Annotated in this window: 20 protein-coding genes and 1 other RNA gene; 11 read left to right on the top strand and 10 right to left on the bottom strand. The window is 65.8% G+C overall.

Going from position 1 to position 17,016, the window contains the following annotated elements:
- Nucleotides 1–12 precede the first annotated feature (12 nt).
- Nucleotides 13–636 (top strand): hypothetical protein, encoded by a 624-nt coding sequence (locus KTJ87_RS00345; protein WP_267137076.1) that lies wholly within the window; start codon nt 13–15, stop codon nt 634–636.
- Between the two features lie 240 nt (nt 637–876).
- Nucleotides 877–1,458: a DUF6065 family protein gene (locus tag KTJ87_RS00340; protein WP_267137075.1), complete on the top strand. Its 582-nt coding sequence runs from the start codon at nt 877–879 to the stop codon at nt 1,456–1,458.
- 108 nt (nt 1,459–1,566) lie between these two features.
- Here the strand turns inward: KTJ87_RS00340 and rpsU are convergent, their stop codons facing one another.
- Nucleotides 1,567–1,773, bottom strand: a complete 207-nt coding sequence (gene rpsU, locus KTJ87_RS00335; protein ID WP_008207378.1) for a 30S ribosomal protein S21 — start codon at nt 1,771–1,773, stop codon at nt 1,567–1,569.
- A 177-nt stretch (nt 1,774–1,950) separates the two neighbouring features.
- Here rpsU and KTJ87_RS00330 point away from each other — a divergent pair, with 177 nt between their 5' ends.
- The 3 genes from KTJ87_RS00330 to KTJ87_RS00320 are packed head-to-tail and all read left to right on the top strand — an operon-like array spanning nt 1,951 to nt 4,644.
- Nucleotides 1,951–2,655, top strand: a complete 705-nt coding sequence (locus tag KTJ87_RS00330; RefSeq protein ID WP_267137074.1) for a COQ9 family protein — start codon at nt 1,951–1,953, stop codon at nt 2,653–2,655.
- An 8-nt stretch (nt 2,656–2,663) separates the two neighbouring features.
- Nucleotides 2,664–3,647, top strand: a complete 984-nt coding sequence (locus KTJ87_RS00325) for an NAD(P)H-quinone oxidoreductase (RefSeq protein WP_267137902.1) — start codon at nt 2,664–2,666, stop codon at nt 3,645–3,647.
- Between the two features lie 22 nt (nt 3,648–3,669).
- Nucleotides 3,670–4,644, top strand: a complete 975-nt coding sequence (locus KTJ87_RS00320; RefSeq protein WP_267137073.1) for a quinone oxidoreductase family protein — start codon at nt 3,670–3,672, stop codon at nt 4,642–4,644.
- Between the two features lie 56 nt (nt 4,645–4,700).
- Here the strand turns inward: KTJ87_RS00320 and KTJ87_RS00315 are convergent, their stop codons facing one another.
- Nucleotides 4,701–5,558 (bottom strand): DUF2189 domain-containing protein, encoded by an 858-nt coding sequence (locus tag KTJ87_RS00315; RefSeq protein ID WP_267137072.1) that lies wholly within the window; start codon nt 5,556–5,558, stop codon nt 4,701–4,703.
- 138 nt (nt 5,559–5,696) lie between these two features.
- Nucleotides 5,697–6,326, bottom strand: a complete 630-nt coding sequence (locus tag KTJ87_RS00310; RefSeq protein ID WP_267137071.1) for a ribonuclease T2 — start codon at nt 6,324–6,326, stop codon at nt 5,697–5,699.
- Nucleotides 6,327–6,450: 124 nt separating this feature from the next.
- Between KTJ87_RS00310 and KTJ87_RS00305 the strand changes: the two genes are divergently transcribed.
- From KTJ87_RS00305 to otsB, 3 genes are all read left to right on the top strand, one after another.
- Nucleotides 6,451–7,206: a DUF1013 domain-containing protein gene (locus tag KTJ87_RS00305; RefSeq protein WP_267137070.1), complete on the top strand. Its 756-nt coding sequence runs from the start codon at nt 6,451–6,453 to the stop codon at nt 7,204–7,206.
- Between the two features lie 210 nt (nt 7,207–7,416).
- A complete protein-coding gene (locus tag KTJ87_RS00300; protein ID WP_267137069.1) occupies nt 7,417–7,977 on the top strand; it encodes a DUF4453 domain-containing protein in 561 nt (186 codons plus the stop codon).
- A 112-nt stretch (nt 7,978–8,089) separates the two neighbouring features.
- Complete coding sequence (gene otsB / locus KTJ87_RS00295) at nt 8,090–8,884, top strand: trehalose-phosphatase (protein ID WP_267137068.1); 795 nt, start codon at nt 8,090–8,092, stop codon at nt 8,882–8,884.
- On the opposite strand, the gene recR is transcribed toward otsB, so the two are convergent.
- From recR to KTJ87_RS00275, 4 genes are read right to left on the bottom strand one after another with little or no spacing between them, the layout of a single operon-like run.
- Nucleotides 8,881–9,477, bottom strand: coding sequence for a recombination mediator RecR (recR, locus tag KTJ87_RS00290; RefSeq protein ID WP_267137067.1), 597 nt, complete (start codon nt 9,475–9,477; stop codon nt 8,881–8,883). The genes otsB and recR overlap by 4 nt on opposite strands.
- A gap of 7 nt (nt 9,478–9,484) precedes the next feature.
- Nucleotides 9,485–9,829, bottom strand: a complete 345-nt coding sequence (locus tag KTJ87_RS00285; RefSeq protein ID WP_267137066.1) for a YbaB/EbfC family nucleoid-associated protein — start codon at nt 9,827–9,829, stop codon at nt 9,485–9,487.
- A gap of 12 nt (nt 9,830–9,841) precedes the next feature.
- On the bottom strand, nt 9,842–10,234 hold the full coding sequence (locus KTJ87_RS00280; RefSeq protein WP_267137065.1) for a hypothetical protein: 393 nt from the start codon (nt 10,232–10,234) through the stop codon (nt 9,842–9,844).
- The gene (locus tag KTJ87_RS00275; RefSeq protein WP_267137064.1) at nt 10,234–11,985 is read right to left on the bottom strand and encodes a DNA polymerase III subunit gamma/tau; all 1,752 of its coding nucleotides are present in this window, start codon (nt 11,983–11,985) and stop codon (nt 10,234–10,236) included. The genes KTJ87_RS00280 and KTJ87_RS00275 overlap by 1 nt, the downstream gene beginning before the upstream one ends.
- Nucleotides 11,986–12,219: 234 nt before the next feature.
- Between KTJ87_RS00275 and KTJ87_RS00270 the strand changes: the two genes are divergently transcribed.
- Nucleotides 12,220–13,731, top strand: a complete 1,512-nt coding sequence (locus KTJ87_RS00270) for an ankyrin repeat domain-containing protein (RefSeq protein WP_267137063.1) — start codon at nt 12,220–12,222, stop codon at nt 13,729–13,731.
- Between the two features lie 36 nt (nt 13,732–13,767).
- Nucleotides 13,768–14,073, top strand: a complete 306-nt coding sequence (locus KTJ87_RS00265) for a hypothetical protein (protein ID WP_267137062.1) — start codon at nt 13,768–13,770, stop codon at nt 14,071–14,073.
- 35 nt (nt 14,074–14,108) lie between these two features.
- Here KTJ87_RS00265 and ffs read toward each other — a convergent pair.
- An RNA gene (ffs, locus tag KTJ87_RS00260) (signal recognition particle sRNA small type) lies at nt 14,109–14,206 on the bottom strand.
- A gap of 119 nt (nt 14,207–14,325) precedes the next feature.
- On the opposite strand from ffs, the gene KTJ87_RS00255 reads away from it, so the two are divergent.
- Complete coding sequence (locus KTJ87_RS00255; protein WP_267137061.1) at nt 14,326–15,447, top strand: AAA family ATPase; 1,122 nt, start codon at nt 14,326–14,328, stop codon at nt 15,445–15,447.
- On the opposite strand, the gene KTJ87_RS00250 is transcribed toward KTJ87_RS00255, so the two are convergent.
- Nucleotides 15,444–16,205, bottom strand: coding sequence for an ABC transporter permease (locus KTJ87_RS00250; RefSeq protein WP_267137060.1), 762 nt, complete (start codon nt 16,203–16,205; stop codon nt 15,444–15,446). The two genes, KTJ87_RS00255 and KTJ87_RS00250, sit on opposite strands and share 4 nt — an antisense overlap.
- Nucleotides 16,202–16,999: an ABC transporter ATP-binding protein gene (locus tag KTJ87_RS00245; RefSeq protein ID WP_267137059.1), complete on the bottom strand. Its 798-nt coding sequence runs from the start codon at nt 16,997–16,999 to the stop codon at nt 16,202–16,204. Before KTJ87_RS00245 ends, KTJ87_RS00250 begins: the two co-directional genes overlap by 4 nt.
- Between the last annotated feature and the right edge of the window lie 17 nt (nt 17,000–17,016).

The following is a 17,016-nucleotide window of genomic DNA, read 5'->3' as shown; positions in this document are numbered from 1 at the left end:
GAGGTGCATATCATGACCACGACCCTCCTTCCCAGCGCTCTCCGCGACACCGGTGCAGTTCGTCTTGGCAACTCGGGCATGAAGACTGCCAAAGTGCCCGCCGACCTGCGCGACACCGCTGCCGTCCGCCTCGGCAACTCCGGCATGAAGACCGCAAAGGTCCCCGCAGACCTGCGTGACACCGCTGCTGTCCGCCTTGGCAACTCCGGCATGAAGACTGCAAAGGTCCCCGCAGACCTGCGTGACACCGCTGCTGTCCGCCTCGGCAACTCCGGCATGAAGACCGCCAAGGTCCCTGCCGATCTGCGCGACACCGCCGCCGTTCGCCTCGGCAACTCCGGCATGAAGACCGCCAAGGTCCCCGCCGATCTGCGTGACACCGCCACTGTCCGCCTCGGCAACTCCGGCATGAAGACCGCCAAGGTCCCCGCAGACCTGCGCGACACCGCTGCCGTCCGCCTCGGCAACTCCGGCATGAAGACCGCAAAGGTCCCCGCAGACCTGCGCGACACCGCCGCCGTTCGCCTCGGCAACTCCGGCATGAAGACCGCAAAGGTCCCCGCCGACCTGCGTGACACCGCCGCCGTCCGCCTCGGCAACTCCGGCATGAAGACCGCGAAGGTTGTGTCTGCCTGATCCCGCCACTATCACCATTCCAAGGGCGGTGCGGTTTCCGCGCCGCCCTTTGGCATTCAAGGGCAGCGGGCGGTCGGCAGCATGATCCAGTTCTATTCCCTGATCGATGGTGGTCACCCCCCACAAGCGGCGGACAAGTCCGCCCTCGGCACTTTGCCGACCGATGGTTTCAGATATTGTGAACCTGTGCGCACCGCGTCCAGCTTTGGGTGGTATGTTTTTCTGCCCTTCAGCCTTTGGTTGACGTTTTCAGGCTATGATATCCGGTTTTCGCTGGATGAGGGGGACACCTGGCATCCGCTCGACGACGCGATTCAGTATCCGGGCTTTCGCACACGCTTCGACGAATCGGCGCCAGAGCGAATCAGGGGCTACTCTCCGCCGTTCCTTGCCCGCACCGCCGACCGCGACATCCTGCAGGTCTGGACGGGCGCGCTGGCTCGCACCCGGCCGGGCCTCCATTCCTATGTCCGGGGGCCGGTGAACTTGCGCCGCACCGATGCCTACGAAGTGCTTGAGGGCGTGATCCAGACCGACTGGTGGTTCGGGCCGCTGTTCACCAACATCCGGCTTCTGAAGACGGATGTGCCGATCTTCCTGAACAAGGACGCGCCCTTCATCCAGGTGCAGCCGTTGCCTGTGGAGCTGATGAAGGACAAGGCGCTTGGCGATGCGCCCGTCGCGCATGGCCTCGACGCACTGACCGAACAGGACTGGACCGCCTACGCCGACACGGTCGTGCGCCGCATGCAGACGCGGCAGCGACTTGGCGATTACGCGGTCGAGGCGCGGCGCAAGGGCAAGTCGGGCGATCCGTCCTGACCCGCAAGCCTGACTCAAGGGATGGCCCCCAGAAACGACAAACCCCCGCGCGGGCTACCGGCGGGGGTCATTTGACAAAGGCCCGAGGGCCCACAGGTTCACACGCCGTTAGAGCATGCCTTCGCGCTGAGCTTTCTTGCGTGCGAGTTTGCGGGCACGGCGGATAGCCTCTGCCTTCTCGCGCGCTTTCTTCTCGGACGGTTTTTCGAAATGCTGCTTGAGCTTCATTTCACGAAAAACGCCCTCACGCTGGAGCTTTTTCTTCAGGGCACGAAGCGCCTGATCGACGTTGTTGTCGCGAACACTGACCTGCATGTGGTTGTCACCACCTTTCTAGGTTGAGGTTGCAAGGATTTGCAGGAGGCCTCGACATAGGGGCGAAACACCGCTTTGTCCAGTCTTTTGGCCATCTGTGCAGGCTGGCGGAGCGGGCTGGCCCTTGCGCCTGTTGCGCTTATGTTGCCGTGTAGACCAGACATACCGGAGGCACCCATGATCGACCCGACATCGAGCCCCGAGACGGTGAAAACCGCTCTTGTCGACGCCATCCTGCCCCATGTGGCCTTTGACGGATGGTCCGAACCCGCGTTCCGCGCCGCCTGCCGCGATGCAGGCGTTTCCACGGACATGGCCCGCGCCGTCTGCCCCAAGGGCGCCGTGGACCTTGCCATCGCCTATCACCGGCGCGCCGACGACGAGATGGCGCGCAAGGTCGCCGCCACCGACCTGTCGGCGATGCGGTTCCGCGACCGTGTCGCACAAGCGGTGCGCTGGCGAGTCGAGGCGATCGACGACCGCGAGGCGGTGCGCCGTGCCTCGTCGCTGTTCGCGCTGCCGATGCATGCCGCCGAGGGCGCGCGGCTGATCTGGGGCACCGCCGACCGCATCTGGGACGCGCTGGGCGATCCGTCCGACGACATCAACTGGTACACCAAGCGCGCGACGCTGTCGGGCGTCTATGGCTCGGTCGTGCTGTATTGGCTGGGCGATGACAGCACCGGCCATCAGGCGACCTGGGCCTTTCTTGACCGCCGCATCGATGACGTGATGCGGATCGAGAAGGCCAAGGCGCAAGTGAACGCCAACCCGGTGCTCAAGCGCGTGTTCGCCGGACCGAACTGGCTGATGAGCAAGGTCAAGGCGCCGACGCGGATGCCGCAGGTCGACCTGCCCGGACACTGGACCCCCAAGGAGTGACGATGCCCCTGCCAAGGACGATGACCGCCGTCGAGATCACCGAACCCGGCGGCCCCGAGGTGCTGAAGCCCACGACGCGCGACGTGCCGACGCCCGGACACGGACAGATCCTCATCAAGGTCGCCTACGCGGGTGTGAACCGCCCCGATGCGTTGCAGCGCGCGGGCGCCTACGCGCCGCCACCCGGCGCGTCGGACCTGCCGGGGCTGGAAGCCTCGGGCGAGATCATCGCGCTGGGCGATGGTGTCACCGACTGGGCGGTGGGCGATACCGTCTGCGCGCTTCTGCCCGGCGGCGGGTATGCCGAATACGTCGCCACGCCCGCGGCCCACGCCCTGCCGGTGCCGCTCGGCATCGGCCTGAAAGAGGCCGCCTGCCTGCCCGAGACCTATTTCACCGTCTGGACCAACGTGTTCATGCGCGGCGGCCTCGCTGCCGGGGAAAGGTTTCTCGTCCACGGCGGATCAAGCGGCATCGGCACCACCGCGATCCAGCTTGCCGCACATTTCGGCGCGCGCGTCTTCGCTACTGCGGGCACGGCGGACAAGTGCCGGGTCTGCACCGAACTGGGCGCAGAGCGCGCGATCAACTACCGCGACGAGGATTTCGTCGAGATCCTGCGCGCCGAGGGTGGGGCGAACCTGATCCTCGACATGGTCGGCGGCGACTATATCCCGCGGAACGTCAAGGCGCTGGCCGATGACGGACGGCTGGTGCAGATAGCCTTTCTGTCAGGTCCCAAGGCCGAGTTGAACTTTGCGCAGGTCATGGCACGGCGGCTGACCATCACCGGCTCGACCCTGCGCCCGCAATCGGACGCGGCCAAGGCGAGGATAGCCGAAGGCCTGCGCGATCATGTCTGGCCACTGCTCGAGGCTGGCACCGTGGCGCCAGTCATGGACAGTGAGTATCCGCTGGCAGAGGCTGCCAAGGCCCATGCCCGCATGGAAACCTCGGACCATATCGGAAAGATCGTGTTGAAGGTCGGGTGACACCGACACAAGGGAGGGACAGATGGCAAGAACGGTAATCATCGAGGAACACGGCGGACCCGAGAAACTCAAGGTGGTCGACCGCGACGTCGGCGATCCGGGACCGGGCGAGATCCGCATCCGGCACAAGGCCTGCGGGCTGAACTTCATCGACGTCTACCAGCGCGACGGGCTTTACCCTCTCACGCTGCCGCAAGCCCTTGGGATGGAGGCCGCGGGCATCGTCGAAGCGGTGGGCGACGGCGTGACGCATCTGAAGGTCGGCGACCGTGCCGCCTATGCCTCTGCCCCGCCCGGCGCCTACACCGAGGCGCGGGTGATGCCCGCCGCGCAGGTGTGCCCCCTGCCAGACGCGATCCCCTTCGAGGAAGGCGCGGCGATGATGCTCAAGGGGCTGACGGTGCAGTACCTGTTCCACCGCACCACGCCGCTGCAAGAGGGCGATACGGTGCTGTTCCACGCTGCCGCCGGGGGTGTGGGGCTGATCGCCTGCCAATGGGCCAGGTCCGAGGGCATCCGGCTGATCGGCACCGCCGGAACCGACGAGAAATGCCAGCTTGCGCTCGATCACGGCGCCGATGCCTGCATCAACTACCGGACCGAGGATTTCGTGGCGCGCGTCAAGGAGCTGACGGGCGGCAAGGGCGTGCAGGTGGTGATGGACGCGGTCGGCAAGGACACCTTCGACGGCTCGCTCGACTGCCTTGCGCCGTTCGGCATGATGATCCTGTTCGGCAATGCCTCGGGGCCGGTGCCGCCGTTCAACCTTGGCCTGCTGGGGTCGAAGGGATCGCTCAAGGTCACGCGGCCGACGCTGTTCACCCATATCGGCGATCACCAGACCTGTCAGGACATGGCGGCGATGCTGTTCGGCAAGGTCACGTCCGGCGCGGTGAAGATCCGCATCGACCAGCGTTTTCCGCTGGAAGACGTCGCCGAGGCGCACCGTTCGCTTGAGGCGCGCAAGACCACAGGGCAAACGATCCTGACATTGTAACGGGCCTGACCGCTCGACCCTGCGGGGGCGCACGGCGCGCGCCCCCGCCAACCACCCTACTCGACGGCGCGGCGATAAAGGTGCCAGGTCGCGTGGCCAAGGACCGGCATCACCAGGACCAGCCCGATCAGCGCCGGGATCGCGCCGAGCACCAGCAGAGCGGCGACGATAGCGCCCCAGATGGCAACGGTGCGCGGGTTCTTCCGCGCCACGGCGACAGATGTGGCGATGGCCTGCGGCACCCCGACATCACGGTCGAGCAGCAGCGGGAAGGAAACGATACTGATCGAGATGGCGGCGGCGGCAAACACCGCACCCACCGCGCAGCCGATCAAGATCATCGCCCAACCCTCGGGCGTGGTCAGCGCAGCGCCAAGGAACGCGCCGATGGATGCGGGCTGTTCCGGGCCAAGCGTCAGCGAATGCACCAGCGCCGCGACCATCAACCAGGCCACGAACAGCCCGATCAGATACAGCCCCATCACCACGAGCGCCGGAAAGGCGGGTGAGCCGATCACGCGGACCGCATCGCCCCACCCAGCCTCTTTCCCCGCCTCGCGCAGGCGGCTCATCTGGTAAAGGCCCGTGGCGGCCAGCGGGCCGACGATGGCAAAGCCTGCCAGCAGCGGGAACAGAAGCGGCAGAAGGTCCATGTTCAGCCCGACCCCCGCAAGGATCAGGCCGATCACCGGGTAAAGCACGACGATAAACAGGACATCGCCGCGAAAATGCATCGCGTCGCGATAGCCTTTGCCCAGCGCCTCACGGATGTCGGCAAGGCCGATCTCTCGCACGACCGGTTCTGCAGTGCTGCGGTCGGTGCCGACGGCGCGCGCGGCATCGGCGGTGTATTCACCCGCGCCAAGGATCTTGCGCGCGGCCCAGGCGATGGGATTGACGACTGTATCAGGCATGAACGTATCCTTGCTGGTGTTGCGGTCAGCCAGCACGGGCGCGCACCCAGGATGCGCGGCCGCGTCTGGTGCTGGCATAACGGTAGCACGGGTGCGGCGGGATGCCGCACACAATTCATTGATGCCGAAGGGAAAGCCCTATTCGATCGGGTCGAGCAGTGCGTCGCGCATGGAACAGTCGCGCACCACGTCATCGCCGCAGACCCGTGGCTTCAGATCCTGCGTCAGGCACAGTCGCGCCTCCTGGATGCGCCCGGCCTTGCAGGTGATCGTCAGCATGTCCGCCGACAGGTCCGGGTTGTCCTTGAGGAATGCCTCTTCGACCACAGAGGCGGGCAGGGTCACGGGGCGGTCCAGCTTGCGAAACACCTCGGGCTTGGCGACGGCATCAAAGGCGGCGCGCGCCTGCTCGAAATAGGCGGTCGCGGGCAAGCCAGAGCAACGCCCGTGCTTTTGCCACTGATACCAGGCAAGGCCGCCCGTGCCCATGATGTCGGCCATGGCGGCCGTCTGCGCACGAGACGGATTTCGTTCGGTCGTGGGGCAGTTGGCGGGATACCCGTCCTCGTATTGTGGCCAAAGCCCGTGCAGCACCCAACCGAAATCGGCGTCCGCATCGCATTGCGGCGAGCCGCGCGCGTCGCCCTCAAGCGCGCACCAGGTCGGCGACCACGACATCGACAGGACGTAATAGTCGAAGTCGCCGGCACGCTCGCCGTCGGCCCGTGCCACGCCTGCGGCCATGAGGAAGGCAAGGAACCAGCGCATTTCTCTCTTTTCTCTGCAGCGTCGAGGGACTATATCACCGGAACTTCCCTGAAAACGTGGTAAGGGTCCAGCCGGACCAGCCGTTTTCCCCGGCGAAGGAAGATATTGTCTAAGGAGACGGAACATGGCGAAACCGCTGATGGCGAAAGCGACCGCAGTCTGGCTGGTCGACAACACCACGTTGAGCTTCAAGCAGATCGCCGATTTCTGCGAGCTTCACGAACTCGAGGTGCAGGGCATCGCCGATGGCGACGTGGCCACCGGCGTTAAGGGTTTTGACCCGATCGCCAACAACCAGCTGGACCAGTCCGAGATCGAGAAGGCCGAGAAAGACCCGGCCTACCGGATGCGGCTCAAGCACAACCCGGCCTCCGTCGGCGAGGAAAAGCGCCGCGGCCCGCGCTATACGCCGCTGTCCAAACGTCAGGACCGCCCCGCCGCGATCCTGTGGCTGGTGAAATTCCACCCCGAACTGGCGGACAGCCAGATCTCCAAGCTGGTCGGCACCACCAAGCCGACGATCCTGACGATCCGCGAGCGCACGCACTGGAACATCCAGAACATCCAGCCAATCGACCCGGTTGCGCTGGGGCTGTGCAAGCAGTCCGAACTTGATGCCGCCGTGCAGAAGGCCGCGAAGAAGCGCGCAGCCGAGGGCGGGGTTCTGACCGACGACGAGCGGCGCAAGCTGGTGTCGACCGAGCAGTCGCTTGGCATGTCCTCCGAACCCAAGATCCCCACGGCGATCTCGGGGCTCGAGACCTTCTCGCTGTCGGGCAACGACACGGAAGAGGACGAGAACAAGGCGATCCCCGATGCGGAAAGCTTCTTCAACCTGCCGAACGACAGCGACGACGACGAGGATGACGACGACCGCTGATCGCCGCCCGACTTGATCAATCCCAAAGGCCCGCCCTCTCGGCGGGCCTTTTTCTTGGCACGAGGCGGGGCCGCGCGGGGTGGACTCTGCCCAAGACTTCGGCATCCTTGGGGATATATCGGGCAAGGTCCGCCCCGCGGCGTGCCGAACGCCCGCTTCCGTTGGTTCCCGCTGCCTCTGCGGCTACCATGAAAGCAGGACGAACAGACCATGAAACGCTTGGCCCTTGTCGCGTCGATGGTAATGGTTCCGGGTGCTTCCCTTGCCTCGGATGTCTGCGACGATCTGTGGTTCACGCGGAACCTGATCCTGGACCGCAATGGCTATTGCTTCGAAAGCCCTCTTGGGCAGGCGGTGTTCGACAACGAAGGCTGCACCGAGGCGGAGCCCGTGCTTGGAGGAGACGACCAATACCTGATCGCTTACGCGACATGGCGCGAGGAAGAGCTTGGCTGCGCCGTGGATACCGCGCGCACCACGCTGGATGTGAGCCAGATCGAGTTGCGCCGCAAGGTGGCCGAACTGCCGCTCGGAACCGGGACCGAACGCGCTTGCATCGGCTGGCGCGGCGGGCGGGTTTCGCTGCGAGCGGCGCGCGACGATATCTCGCCGCTGCTGGGCGCGATACGCACCGGCGACACGATCCTCTTTCGCTTCGACAGGATCAGGGGCTGGAGCTTTGTCGAGGTAGTGCAGAACGGGGTCGGCGCGGGCGCGGGCTGGGCGCAGATAACGCTACTGGACGAATCCTGCGAGGCGGTCGTGGGATGATGACGGCCAACCCGGCCGCCGATGCAGGGGAACACACGTTCGCCCCTGCGCGTTTCGACGAAATGGCGGCGTGGCGGCCCACTGGCCGACGACGCCACCGATAGGAGACCAGATGGAAAGCATGACCTTCTACGAGATGATCGGCTTCTCGGCCCCGGACCTAGGCGACACGCTGACCGACCTGCCGACACCCAAGCTGTCCGAAAGCGCGCTGCTGTTCGATTTCGACGGAACGCTGGTGGACATCGCAGACACGCCGGATTCGGTCGAGATCGCCAAGGGTCTGCCCGAGATGCTGGATCGTCTGATGATCGCCACCGGCGGCGCGGTCGCGCTGGTCTCGGGTCGCAGCGTGCAAAAGCTGCGGTCCTACCTGCCGGATTTCGCGGGGCATGTGATCGGCAGCCACGGCGCACAACGGCAAAGCGACGGCACGCTGACTGAACACCCGATGGCAGGAACCGAAGCGGTGGATCATCTGGCCGACATGGTCGCGCAATTCGCTGACTCGGTGCCCGGCCTTCACGCCGAAAAGAAGCCCACCGGCGCCACGCTGCACTATCGCAAGGCTCCCGAGGCGCATTCCCAGGTGCTCAAGTTCATGCAGGCGCTGGAAGGAGTCTGGCCCGACTTCGAAATGCACCCGGTCAAGATGGCCTACGAGATGCGGCCAAAGGGCATCGGCAAAGACCTTGCCATCGAAGAGCTGATGACCGAGCCGCCGTTCAGTGGCCGCGTTCCGGTGTTCTTCGGCGACGATTCCACCGACGAGCCTGCGCTGGCGATGATCGCACAGCGTGGCGGTATCTCAATCAAGGTGGGCGAAGGCGAGACGGCGGCGCAATACCGCGTTCCCACGCCCGCGTCGGTCATCGACATTCTGGGTAAATGGAGCGGCGCGCGCTAGAACGCCTTACGGGCGCGCAGGGCAGCGCTGATCGTGCCGTCGTCGAGATAGTCCAGCTCGCCGCCCACCGGCACGCCCTGGGCAAGCGATGTCACCGACACCCGGCCCTGCAACTGGTCCGAGATGTAGTGTGCGGTGGTCTGCCCGTCGATCGTGGCGTTCAGCGCAAGGATCACCTCTGTCACGCCTTCGCTGTCGATGCGTGAGATCAGCTTGGGGATGCGCAGATCCTCTGGCCCGATTGCGTCCAGCGCCGACAGCGTGCCGCCAAGGACGTGATAGCGCCCCTTGAAATGGCCCGAGCGTTCCATCGCCCAGAGGTCCGCGACCTCTTCCACGACGCATAATTCGCCGTTGGCGCGCTTTTCGGAGGTGCAGATCGGGCAGATGTCCGAGGTCGCGACGTTGCCGCAGTTGAGGCATTCGCGCGCGGTATCGGCAACGGCGCGCATCGCCTGCGCCAACGGCATCAAGAGCTGTCCGCGCTTGCGGATCAGGTGCAGCACGGCACGCCGCGCAGACCGGGGGCCAAGCCCCGGCAGCTTTGCCATCATCTCGATGAGGGCGTCGATTTCGCGTGGCGTGTCGCTCAAGCGCGGCTCAGAACGGCATCTTGAAATCAGCCGGAAGGCCAAGGCCCTCGGTCAGCTTTGCCATCTCGTCCTGGCTGCGGTCCTGCGCCTTGGCCTGCGCGTCCTTGATCGCGGCAAGAATCAGGTCCTCGGCGACTTCCTTGTCGCTTTCGTTGAAGATCGACGGGTCGATATCAAGGCCCGTCAGAACGCCCTTGGCCGTCGATGTCGCCTTGACCAGCCCCGCGCCGGATTCGCCGGTGACGATGATCGTCTCAAGCTCTTCCTGCAGGTCGTTCATCTTGGCCTGCATGTCCTTGGCCGCCTGCATCATCTTGGCCATGTCGCCAAGCCCGCCCAGTCCCTTGAACATCGTCTGTCTCCGTCAGTCTGCACGCGCGACGCGCGGCCGGGTGTAAAGGATCGCTGTTACACATATCGCAGCGGCCAGCGTGATGAACAAGGCAGGAGAGCCCATGCAGCCCTCGGCGATCGCCTGCGCCTGCACGCCGGTGTCCCGGCCCATCACGATGACCGAGGCCCAGATCGTCCAGCCGACAACGCAGGCCAGCGCGCCCCACTGGCTGCGAAACCGAAGCGCCAGCGCGGTTGCCGCGACAAGCCCCAGCGAGGCAGGAGCGGACAGCAGAAGGATCGCCTCGTCCACGGACGACACCGCCGTGCCGGGAACCCAGGACGGGCGCACCGCTTCGCACACCTCGGCCGATGCGGCAGAGGGCACCGACAGCGCGGCGGCGCAGGACAAATGGCGGCGCATCAGTCTTCCTCGAACGGGTCCCATTCCTCGTCGACCTCGGGCAGCGCCTCGACGGCGGCATCTTCGGCGATCTGGTCGGGGGTCCGGATCTCGGTGATCCTGGCGTTCGGAAAGGCGGCGAACACCGCCTGCACCAGCGGGTGCGCCCGCGCCTTGTCCTCAAGCGCCATCCGGTCCGCGTCGCGCAGGTCCGCGATGGTGTCCTTGCCGCCCTCGCTGACCACCGACACGGCCCAGCGCACCCCGGTCCAGGCCTGAAGCCGCTGCGACAGGCGCGCGGCAAGGTCGGTGGGGGCATTGTCCTTCGGCTGGAACTCGATCCGGCCGGGGCTGTAGCGCGCAAGGCGCAGGCAGGTTTCCACGTCGACCAGAAGCTTCACGTCACGGTGGCGCCGGATCAGCTCGACCACCTGTTCAAAGCGGTCATAGCGCGCCAGCGCCTGCTCGGGGTCAAGCGCGCGGGCGGTGGCGGTGCCATCGCTGCCATAGGACGGCGCCGCGCCGCGCGACACCGCGTTGGTCGGCGCGGGCTGCGGCGGGCTGGCGGGCGCACGCGGCGCCGGGCCGGGGCTGCCCTGCGTCGGGGGGCCGTCCTGCAGCTTGCGGATCAGGTCTTCGGGCGGCGGCAGGTCGGCGACATGGGTCATGCGGATCAGAGCCATTTCGGCTGCCATCATCCCGTTGGGCGCCTGCGCCACCTCGTCCAGCGCCTTGAGCAGCATCTGCCACATCCGCGTCAGCACCCGCATCGGCAGGCGCTCGGCCATGTCGCCGCCGCGCGTGCGCTCGTCCGGGCTGACCGTGGGGTCCTCGACCGCCTCGGGCGTGATCTTGATGACGCTGATCCAGTGCGTGATCTCGGCCAGATCGCGCAGCACGGCCAGCGGATCGGCGCCCTCTGCGTATTGCGCCGACAACTCGGCAAGCCCACCCGCAGCGTCGCCTTTCATCACCAGATCGAACAGGTCGAGCACGCGGCCCCGGTCGGCCAGCCCCAGCATCGCGCGCACCTGTTCGGCGCTGGTCTCGCCGCCGCCCTGGCTTAGCGCCTGGTCCAAGAGCGAGGTCGCATCGCGCGCCGACCCTTCCGCCGCGCGGGTGATAAGCCCCAGCGCCTCGTCGGTGATCTGCCCGCCCTCGCTGCCCGCGATCCGGCGCAAGAGGCCGATCATCACCTCTGGCTCGATCCGGCGCAGGTCGAACCGCTGGCAGCGCGACAGAACCGTGACCGGAACCTTGCGGATCTCGGTCGTGGCAAAGATGAATTTCACATGCGCGGGGGGTTCTTCCAGCGTCTTGAGAAGCGCGTTGAACGCGTTCACCGACAGCATGTGAACTTCGTCGATGATGTAGATCTTGTAGCGCGCAGACGCGGCCCGATAGTGGACGCTGTCGATGATCTCGCGGATGTCGCCGACGCCGGTGTTCGATGCCGCATCCATCTCGAACACATCGACATGCGCGCCCTTGGCGATGGCAACGCAATGCTCACACTGTCCGCAGGGATCGGTGGTCGGCCCGCCTGTGCCGTCCGGCCCGATGCAGTTCATCCCCTTGGCGATGATCCGCGCCGTCGTCGTCTTTCCGGTGCCCCGGATGCCGGTCATGATGAAGGCCTGCGCGATGCGGTCGGCCTCGAACGCGTTTTTCAGCGTGCGCACCATCGCATCCTGCCCGACGAGATCGGCAAAGGTTTCGGGCCGGTATTTCCGGGCCAGCACCTGGTAGCCTTGGGTCGTCTCGTCGGTCATGCGCCTCACCGGGATTCGCGGATCACGCCCAAGCTAAGGGGGCGGGGCCGGACAGTCCACCGGCGGGCTTGAACGACCGCAGCGCCACGGCTACCCTGACAGCGCCTTCAGGGAGGCATCCAGGTCCGCGGAAAGCCGTATCGGCACCCTCATTTCCGGAACGACTGTTCACATGACGGTCTTTCTCATGGCTCCCGATAAAGCGGACCGGCGGGAACTTCGATGAGGAAGCCGATGACCGATCCCCTTGAGCGCCTGCGCAGGCAGGCCAGAACCCTGAAACGTGACCATGACGCGGGCGCCCCCCGCGCAGCCGAACGGCTTGCCGTGTATCCGCCCCGCCCCGAAACGGCGCATCTGAAGCATGCCGACTACCTGCATGTCATCGCGCGCGAACAGGGCTTTGCCTCGTGGCCCGACCTGAAGGCGGCGGTCGAAGTGCAGGGCATGGACCGCGCGCAGCGTCTTCAGCGGCTCAAGATCGCCCTGATGCACGGCCAGACCGGCGTGGTCGAGCGACTGCTGGCCGAGACACCGGACCTCGCCAATGGCCAGTTCGGGTTGCAGGTGGCGCTGTATGGCCGCGCCGCCGTCGCGTCTGCGCTGGCCGAGGACCCCGCCCGTGCCACACGGCAGCACGGACCGCGCACGCCGATCCTGCACCTGGCGTTTTCCCGGATGATCCACGCCTGGCCCGAGAAACGCGGCGACATGCTGGACATCGCCGAGATGCTTGTCGCGCGCGGTGCCGACGTGAACGACGGCGCGCCTGCCGACGATGGCACCGACCACAAGCTGTCCGCGCTTTATGGCGCGCTTGGCCACGCGAACAACATGGTGCTGGCCGAATGGCTGCTGGACCGGGGGGCCGACCCCGACGACAACGAATCGCTGTATCACGCGACCGAGCTTGGCCACCACGACGGGCTGCGGCTTTTGCTGGCGCACGGCGCGCGGGTGGCGGGGACCAACGCGATCCTGCGCGCGCTCGATTTCAACGACCATGTCGCGGTGCGCCTGTTGCTGGATGCGGCGGCGGAACAGGACAGCCTGGCCTCGGAGCTGGTCCCGTCGCTGCATCACGCTGTCCGGCGGATGTGCGACGGCGACATGATCGACCTTCTGCTGGGGGCCGGTGCCGATCCGCTGCAGGACTGGCGCGGCCACAGCGCCCATGTGCGGGCCGCCGTCTACGGCAACGCCGACGCGCTTGAGAGGTTCGCGGCGCTGGGCACCATGCCCGCGCTGTCACGGGACGAGGCGCTTCTTGCGCAGGCCGCGCGCGGCGAGGCGGCGGAGGGCCAGTGGCTAAATCCCGAAGCGCTGCCGCCCGAGTTCCGCAACCTGATCCGCGAGCTGGTCCACATGCCGGGCAAGGTCGATCATGTGCGGCACCTGGTGGCGCTGGGCATCGAATACGACCGGCCCGATCCGGTGGAAAAGGTCACGCCCGTTCAGGCGGCAGGGTGGCAGGGCCTGCCCGAGATGATGGCCTGTCTGCTGTCGCTTGGTCCCGACCTGTCCTTCGTCAACGGCTACGGCGGAACGCTGTTGTCCACGATCATCCACGGCTCCGAGAATTGCCCCGAACGGACAAGGCGCGACCATGTCACCTGTGCCCGCATCGCGCTGGAGCATGGCGTCGCCCTGCCCCGGCGTGCGGTCGATCTGGCGGGTGATCCGGACATGCAGGCGTTCCTGTCGGACTGGGCCGCGGCCCACCCTGGCGCCGTCGTCGACATCTGAGCTTTGAGAACGGGGCGGGCGGGGTTACGCTACGGCATGACCTTTGCCCGCCTTGTCCTTGTCCTGCTTCTGCTCTGGGGTGCCGCCTATGCTTGGTCGGTCATCGGGTTCCACCTGACCGAGCCGACGGGCGACGGATTCACGCGCGGATCGAACCGGGTGATGGTGTTCTTCGGCTGGCAATGCGTCGCCGCCGTGGTGGGCGCGGCGATCTGGCTGGCCGGCAACAGGCTGGAGGCGGGAACGACCGTGCGGCAGCTGTCGCGTGTGCCGCTGATCCTCGCAGCGCTTCTGGTCGCGGCGCTGGGCGCCCTGTTGCTTTTCGTGATTATCACGGGGTGAAACGACGAAGGCGGCCCCAAGGGGACCGCCTGTCTGGGTGAGAGGCTGAACACGACCCAAGCGGGTCTCGTTACGGCTGCTTCCTTCCGGACCTGACCGGGTTGGCGAGGCGCCTGCCCGCGCCAACCTCTCGACCGCAGAGATAGGACCCCTCCGGCCCGAGTGCAACCCGGCGCTTGAGTGAGGCTCGATTATCGGTAATTATCCATAAGGAGATAATTTATACAAGCTACCATAAATCAGGGTAATTCTATGTCCGATTTCTACGTTCCAAGGCGGGACCTGGCGCAGGCTATCATCGACAGGATACGCCCCGATCCGATCCTTGGCAATCACAGCGGCCTGTTCCTTGCCGCGCCACGCCGGACCGGCAAGAGCACGTTCCTGCGCCGCGATCTCATGCCGCTCCTGGAAGAGGCAGGCAATGTCACGATCTACGTCGATCTCTGGGCAGACCGCGACGCGGACCCGGGACGGCTTATCGCCGATGCCATCGCCGCCAAGCTCGACAGCCTTTCCAGCCGCATCGCAAAGGCGGCCCGCGCACTGACGCCGAAATCCGTCACGGTCGGCGGCGTCGAGGTGGTGCTGGACAGCGCATCGGGCGGCCGCACTGCCACGTTGGGACAAGCCCTGTCGATGATCGGAGAGCGTACAGGTCGCGACGTCGCGCTTGTCATCGACGAGGCGCAGCATGCCTTGTCGAGCACGGCAGGACTGGATGCCATCTTTGCCCTGAAAGCCGCTCGCGACGAGATGAACCAGCGCAGCACCGGCCAACGCCTGAGTCTCGTATTCACCGGATCGCATCGCGACAAGCTTGCAGGTTTTGTCCGAAGCCACAGGGACCCGTTTTATGGCGCCGAGGTGACCGACTTTCCAAAGCTCGGGCGACCCTACCTGCAGGCGCTGGTCGGCGCGCTGAACGAAAGGCTTGCCAGGGACAACCAGCTCGACCTCGATGACGTGGAACAGGCCTTCGCCCTGCTTGGCCATCAGCCGGAATTGCTGCAACGGGTGCTGAAGGATCACGCCATGGGAGAGCAAGGAAGCCACGGCCTGCACCGCACGGTACGCGACAGGGCAGATGATCTTCGGCAATTGCGATGGGATCAGCACCGGTCAGACTACGGCACCTTGAGCGATCTTCAGAAGGTGGTCCTGTCGCTCCTGTGCGACGAAGGCCCGGCGTTCGCCCCCTTCGCAGAGGCGACGCTTGCCCGGATGTCCACCAGGGCAGACCGCGCGGTCTCGGCCCCGGACGTGCAGAAGGCGCTGAACGCGCTGCGCGACAAGTCCATCGTCTGGAGTCCCGGGCGCGGGCTCTACGCGCTCGAGGATCAGGACATGCGCGAATGGCTCCTGACGGATTAGCCCGCAGGCCGTTCCGCCCAGCCCGCGAAGATCTTCTCCAGCGCCACCACGATGTAATAAAGCAGGATGCCGAGGAACGCCAAGGCGATGAGAACGGCGAACATCAGCGGGTAGTCCGCGTTGGTCTTGCCCGAATCGAACAGCGCGCCAAGGCCCCGTCCGTGCGGTGACACGATCTCCATCAGGTTGGTGCCGATGAAGGCCAGTGTCACGGCGACCTTCAACGCGCCGAAGAACTCGGGCAGCGTCTTGGGCAACGCGATCTTCCAGAAGATCGTCATCTTCGACGCACCGAGCGAGCGCAGGATGTCGCGGTATTCGGGTTCCAGTGTGGACAGCCCGATGGAGACGGACACGGCGATTGGAAAGAACGAGATCATGAAGGCGATCAGGATGGTGTTGAAGTCATGCGCACCGACGAACAGCAGCGCGACGATCGGCACCACCGTCGCCTTCGGGATCGCGTTGAAGCCCACCAGCAGCGGATAGAGCGCATCGCGCATCGTGCGCGAGAACCCCATCACCATGCCCAGAAGCAATCCGAACAGGACCGCCAGAAGCAATCCGACGACTGTGCGCCACAGGGTCTGCCAGCCCATGACGAGAAACAGGTTCCAATAGCGCTCGTACGCTGCGGGCAGGTCCGAGGGCGAGGCCATCAGGTAGTTTGGCCAGCCGTTCGCCCAGACCAGAAGCTCCCAGAACAGCAGGAATATGACGGTCGCGATCAGCGGGATGGCGAAGCTGCGGACGTTCATGCGGTGGCCTCCTCGGGGGCGCGGCCCTGTGCGATCTGGATCTGGTGGCGCAAGGTTGCCAGCATCTCGGCGGCCTGCGGCGTGTAAAGCGTCTCGATGTCGCGGGGGCCGGGGTCGGGAACGTCGAGAACGTGCTGCGTCCGGGCGGGGCGGCCCGACAGCACGACGACCTGATCGGCGAGGTAGATCGATTCGCGCAGGTCATGGGTGATGAGAACGCCGGTGAACGGTTCCTTCTCTTTCACCTTGTGCATCGTCTGCCACAGGTCTTCGCGGGTGAAGGCATCCAGCGCACCGAAAGGCTCGTCGAGGATCAGCACCTCGGGCTTGTGGACGATGGACCGGCACAGCGACGCGCGCTGGCGCATCCCGCCCGACAATTCCGACGGCCGCTTGTCCTCGAAACCGGACAGCCCGACCAGCGACAGCAGATACCGCGCGCGGTCTTCCTGATCCTTTTTCGACATGCCGGTGGCGACGATTTCCAGCGGCAGCATCACGTTGCGCAGGATCGAACGCCATTCCAGCAGAACCGGGTTCTGGAATGCCATGCCGACAGTCGAGCGCGGACCTTTCACGCGCTTGCCGTGCAACCAGACTTCGCCCTCATCAGGGATCATCAGCCCGGCGATCAGCCGTGTCAGGGTGGACTTGCCGCAGCCCGACGGCCCGACCACGGCGACAAAGCCACCTTCGGGCACCGACAGCGTCAGGCCATCCAGAACCGGAAGCGGCCCCTTGTCCGTCTTGTACGCGTGGCGCACGTCCTTGATGTCGATAAGTGGCTGATCCACGCGGCTGTCCCCCTGCC

The organism is Anianabacter salinae, from assembly GCF_019061145.1.
GTDB lineage: Bacteria > Pseudomonadota > Alphaproteobacteria > Rhodobacterales > Rhodobacteraceae > Anianibacter > Anianibacter salinarum.
This window is presented reverse-complemented; position numbering and strand designations above follow the sequence as displayed.

What these genes read in the sequence shown, in the direction of transcription:
- KTJ87_RS00285 (WP_267137066.1), bottom strand. Translation starts at nt 9,829, where the DNA reads ATGTTCAAGGGACTGGGCGGGCTTGGCGACATGGCCAAGATGATGCAG.
- rpsU (WP_008207378.1), bottom strand. Translation starts at nt 1,773, where the DNA reads ATGCAGGTCAGTGTTCGCGACAACAACGTCGATCAGGCGCTTCGTGCC.
- KTJ87_RS00280 (WP_267137065.1), bottom strand. Translation starts at nt 10,234, where the DNA reads ATGCGCCGCCATTTGTCCTGCGCCGCCGCGCTGTCGGTGCCCTCTGCC.
- KTJ87_RS00265 (WP_267137062.1), top strand. Translation starts at nt 13,768, where the DNA reads ATGACCTTTGCCCGCCTTGTCCTTGTCCTGCTTCTGCTCTGGGGTGCC.
- KTJ87_RS00310 (WP_267137071.1), bottom strand. Translation starts at nt 6,326, where the DNA reads ATGCGCTGGTTCCTTGCCTTCCTCATGGCCGCAGGCGTGGCACGGGCC.
- KTJ87_RS00255 (WP_267137061.1), top strand. Translation starts at nt 14,326, where the DNA reads ATGTCCGATTTCTACGTTCCAAGGCGGGACCTGGCGCAGGCTATCATC.
- KTJ87_RS00315 (WP_267137072.1), bottom strand. Translation starts at nt 5,558, where the DNA reads ATGCCTGATACAGTCGTCAATCCCATCGCCTGGGCCGCGCGCAAGATC.
- KTJ87_RS00250 (WP_267137060.1), bottom strand. Translation starts at nt 16,205, where the DNA reads ATGAACGTCCGCAGCTTCGCCATCCCGCTGATCGCGACCGTCATATTC.
- KTJ87_RS00330 (WP_267137074.1), top strand. Translation starts at nt 1,951, where the DNA reads ATGATCGACCCGACATCGAGCCCCGAGACGGTGAAAACCGCTCTTGTC.
- KTJ87_RS00300 (WP_267137069.1), top strand. Translation starts at nt 7,417, where the DNA reads ATGAAACGCTTGGCCCTTGTCGCGTCGATGGTAATGGTTCCGGGTGCT.
- otsB (WP_267137068.1), top strand. Translation starts at nt 8,090, where the DNA reads ATGGAAAGCATGACCTTCTACGAGATGATCGGCTTCTCGGCCCCGGAC.
- KTJ87_RS00320 (WP_267137073.1), top strand. Translation starts at nt 3,670, where the DNA reads ATGGCAAGAACGGTAATCATCGAGGAACACGGCGGACCCGAGAAACTC.
- KTJ87_RS00270 (WP_267137063.1), top strand. Translation starts at nt 12,220, where the DNA reads ATGACCGATCCCCTTGAGCGCCTGCGCAGGCAGGCCAGAACCCTGAAA.
- KTJ87_RS00275 (WP_267137064.1), bottom strand. Translation starts at nt 11,985, where the DNA reads ATGACCGACGAGACGACCCAAGGCTACCAGGTGCTGGCCCGGAAATAC.
- KTJ87_RS00305 (WP_267137070.1), top strand. Translation starts at nt 6,451, where the DNA reads ATGGCGAAACCGCTGATGGCGAAAGCGACCGCAGTCTGGCTGGTCGAC.
- KTJ87_RS00345 (WP_267137076.1), top strand. Translation starts at nt 13, where the DNA reads ATGACCACGACCCTCCTTCCCAGCGCTCTCCGCGACACCGGTGCAGTT.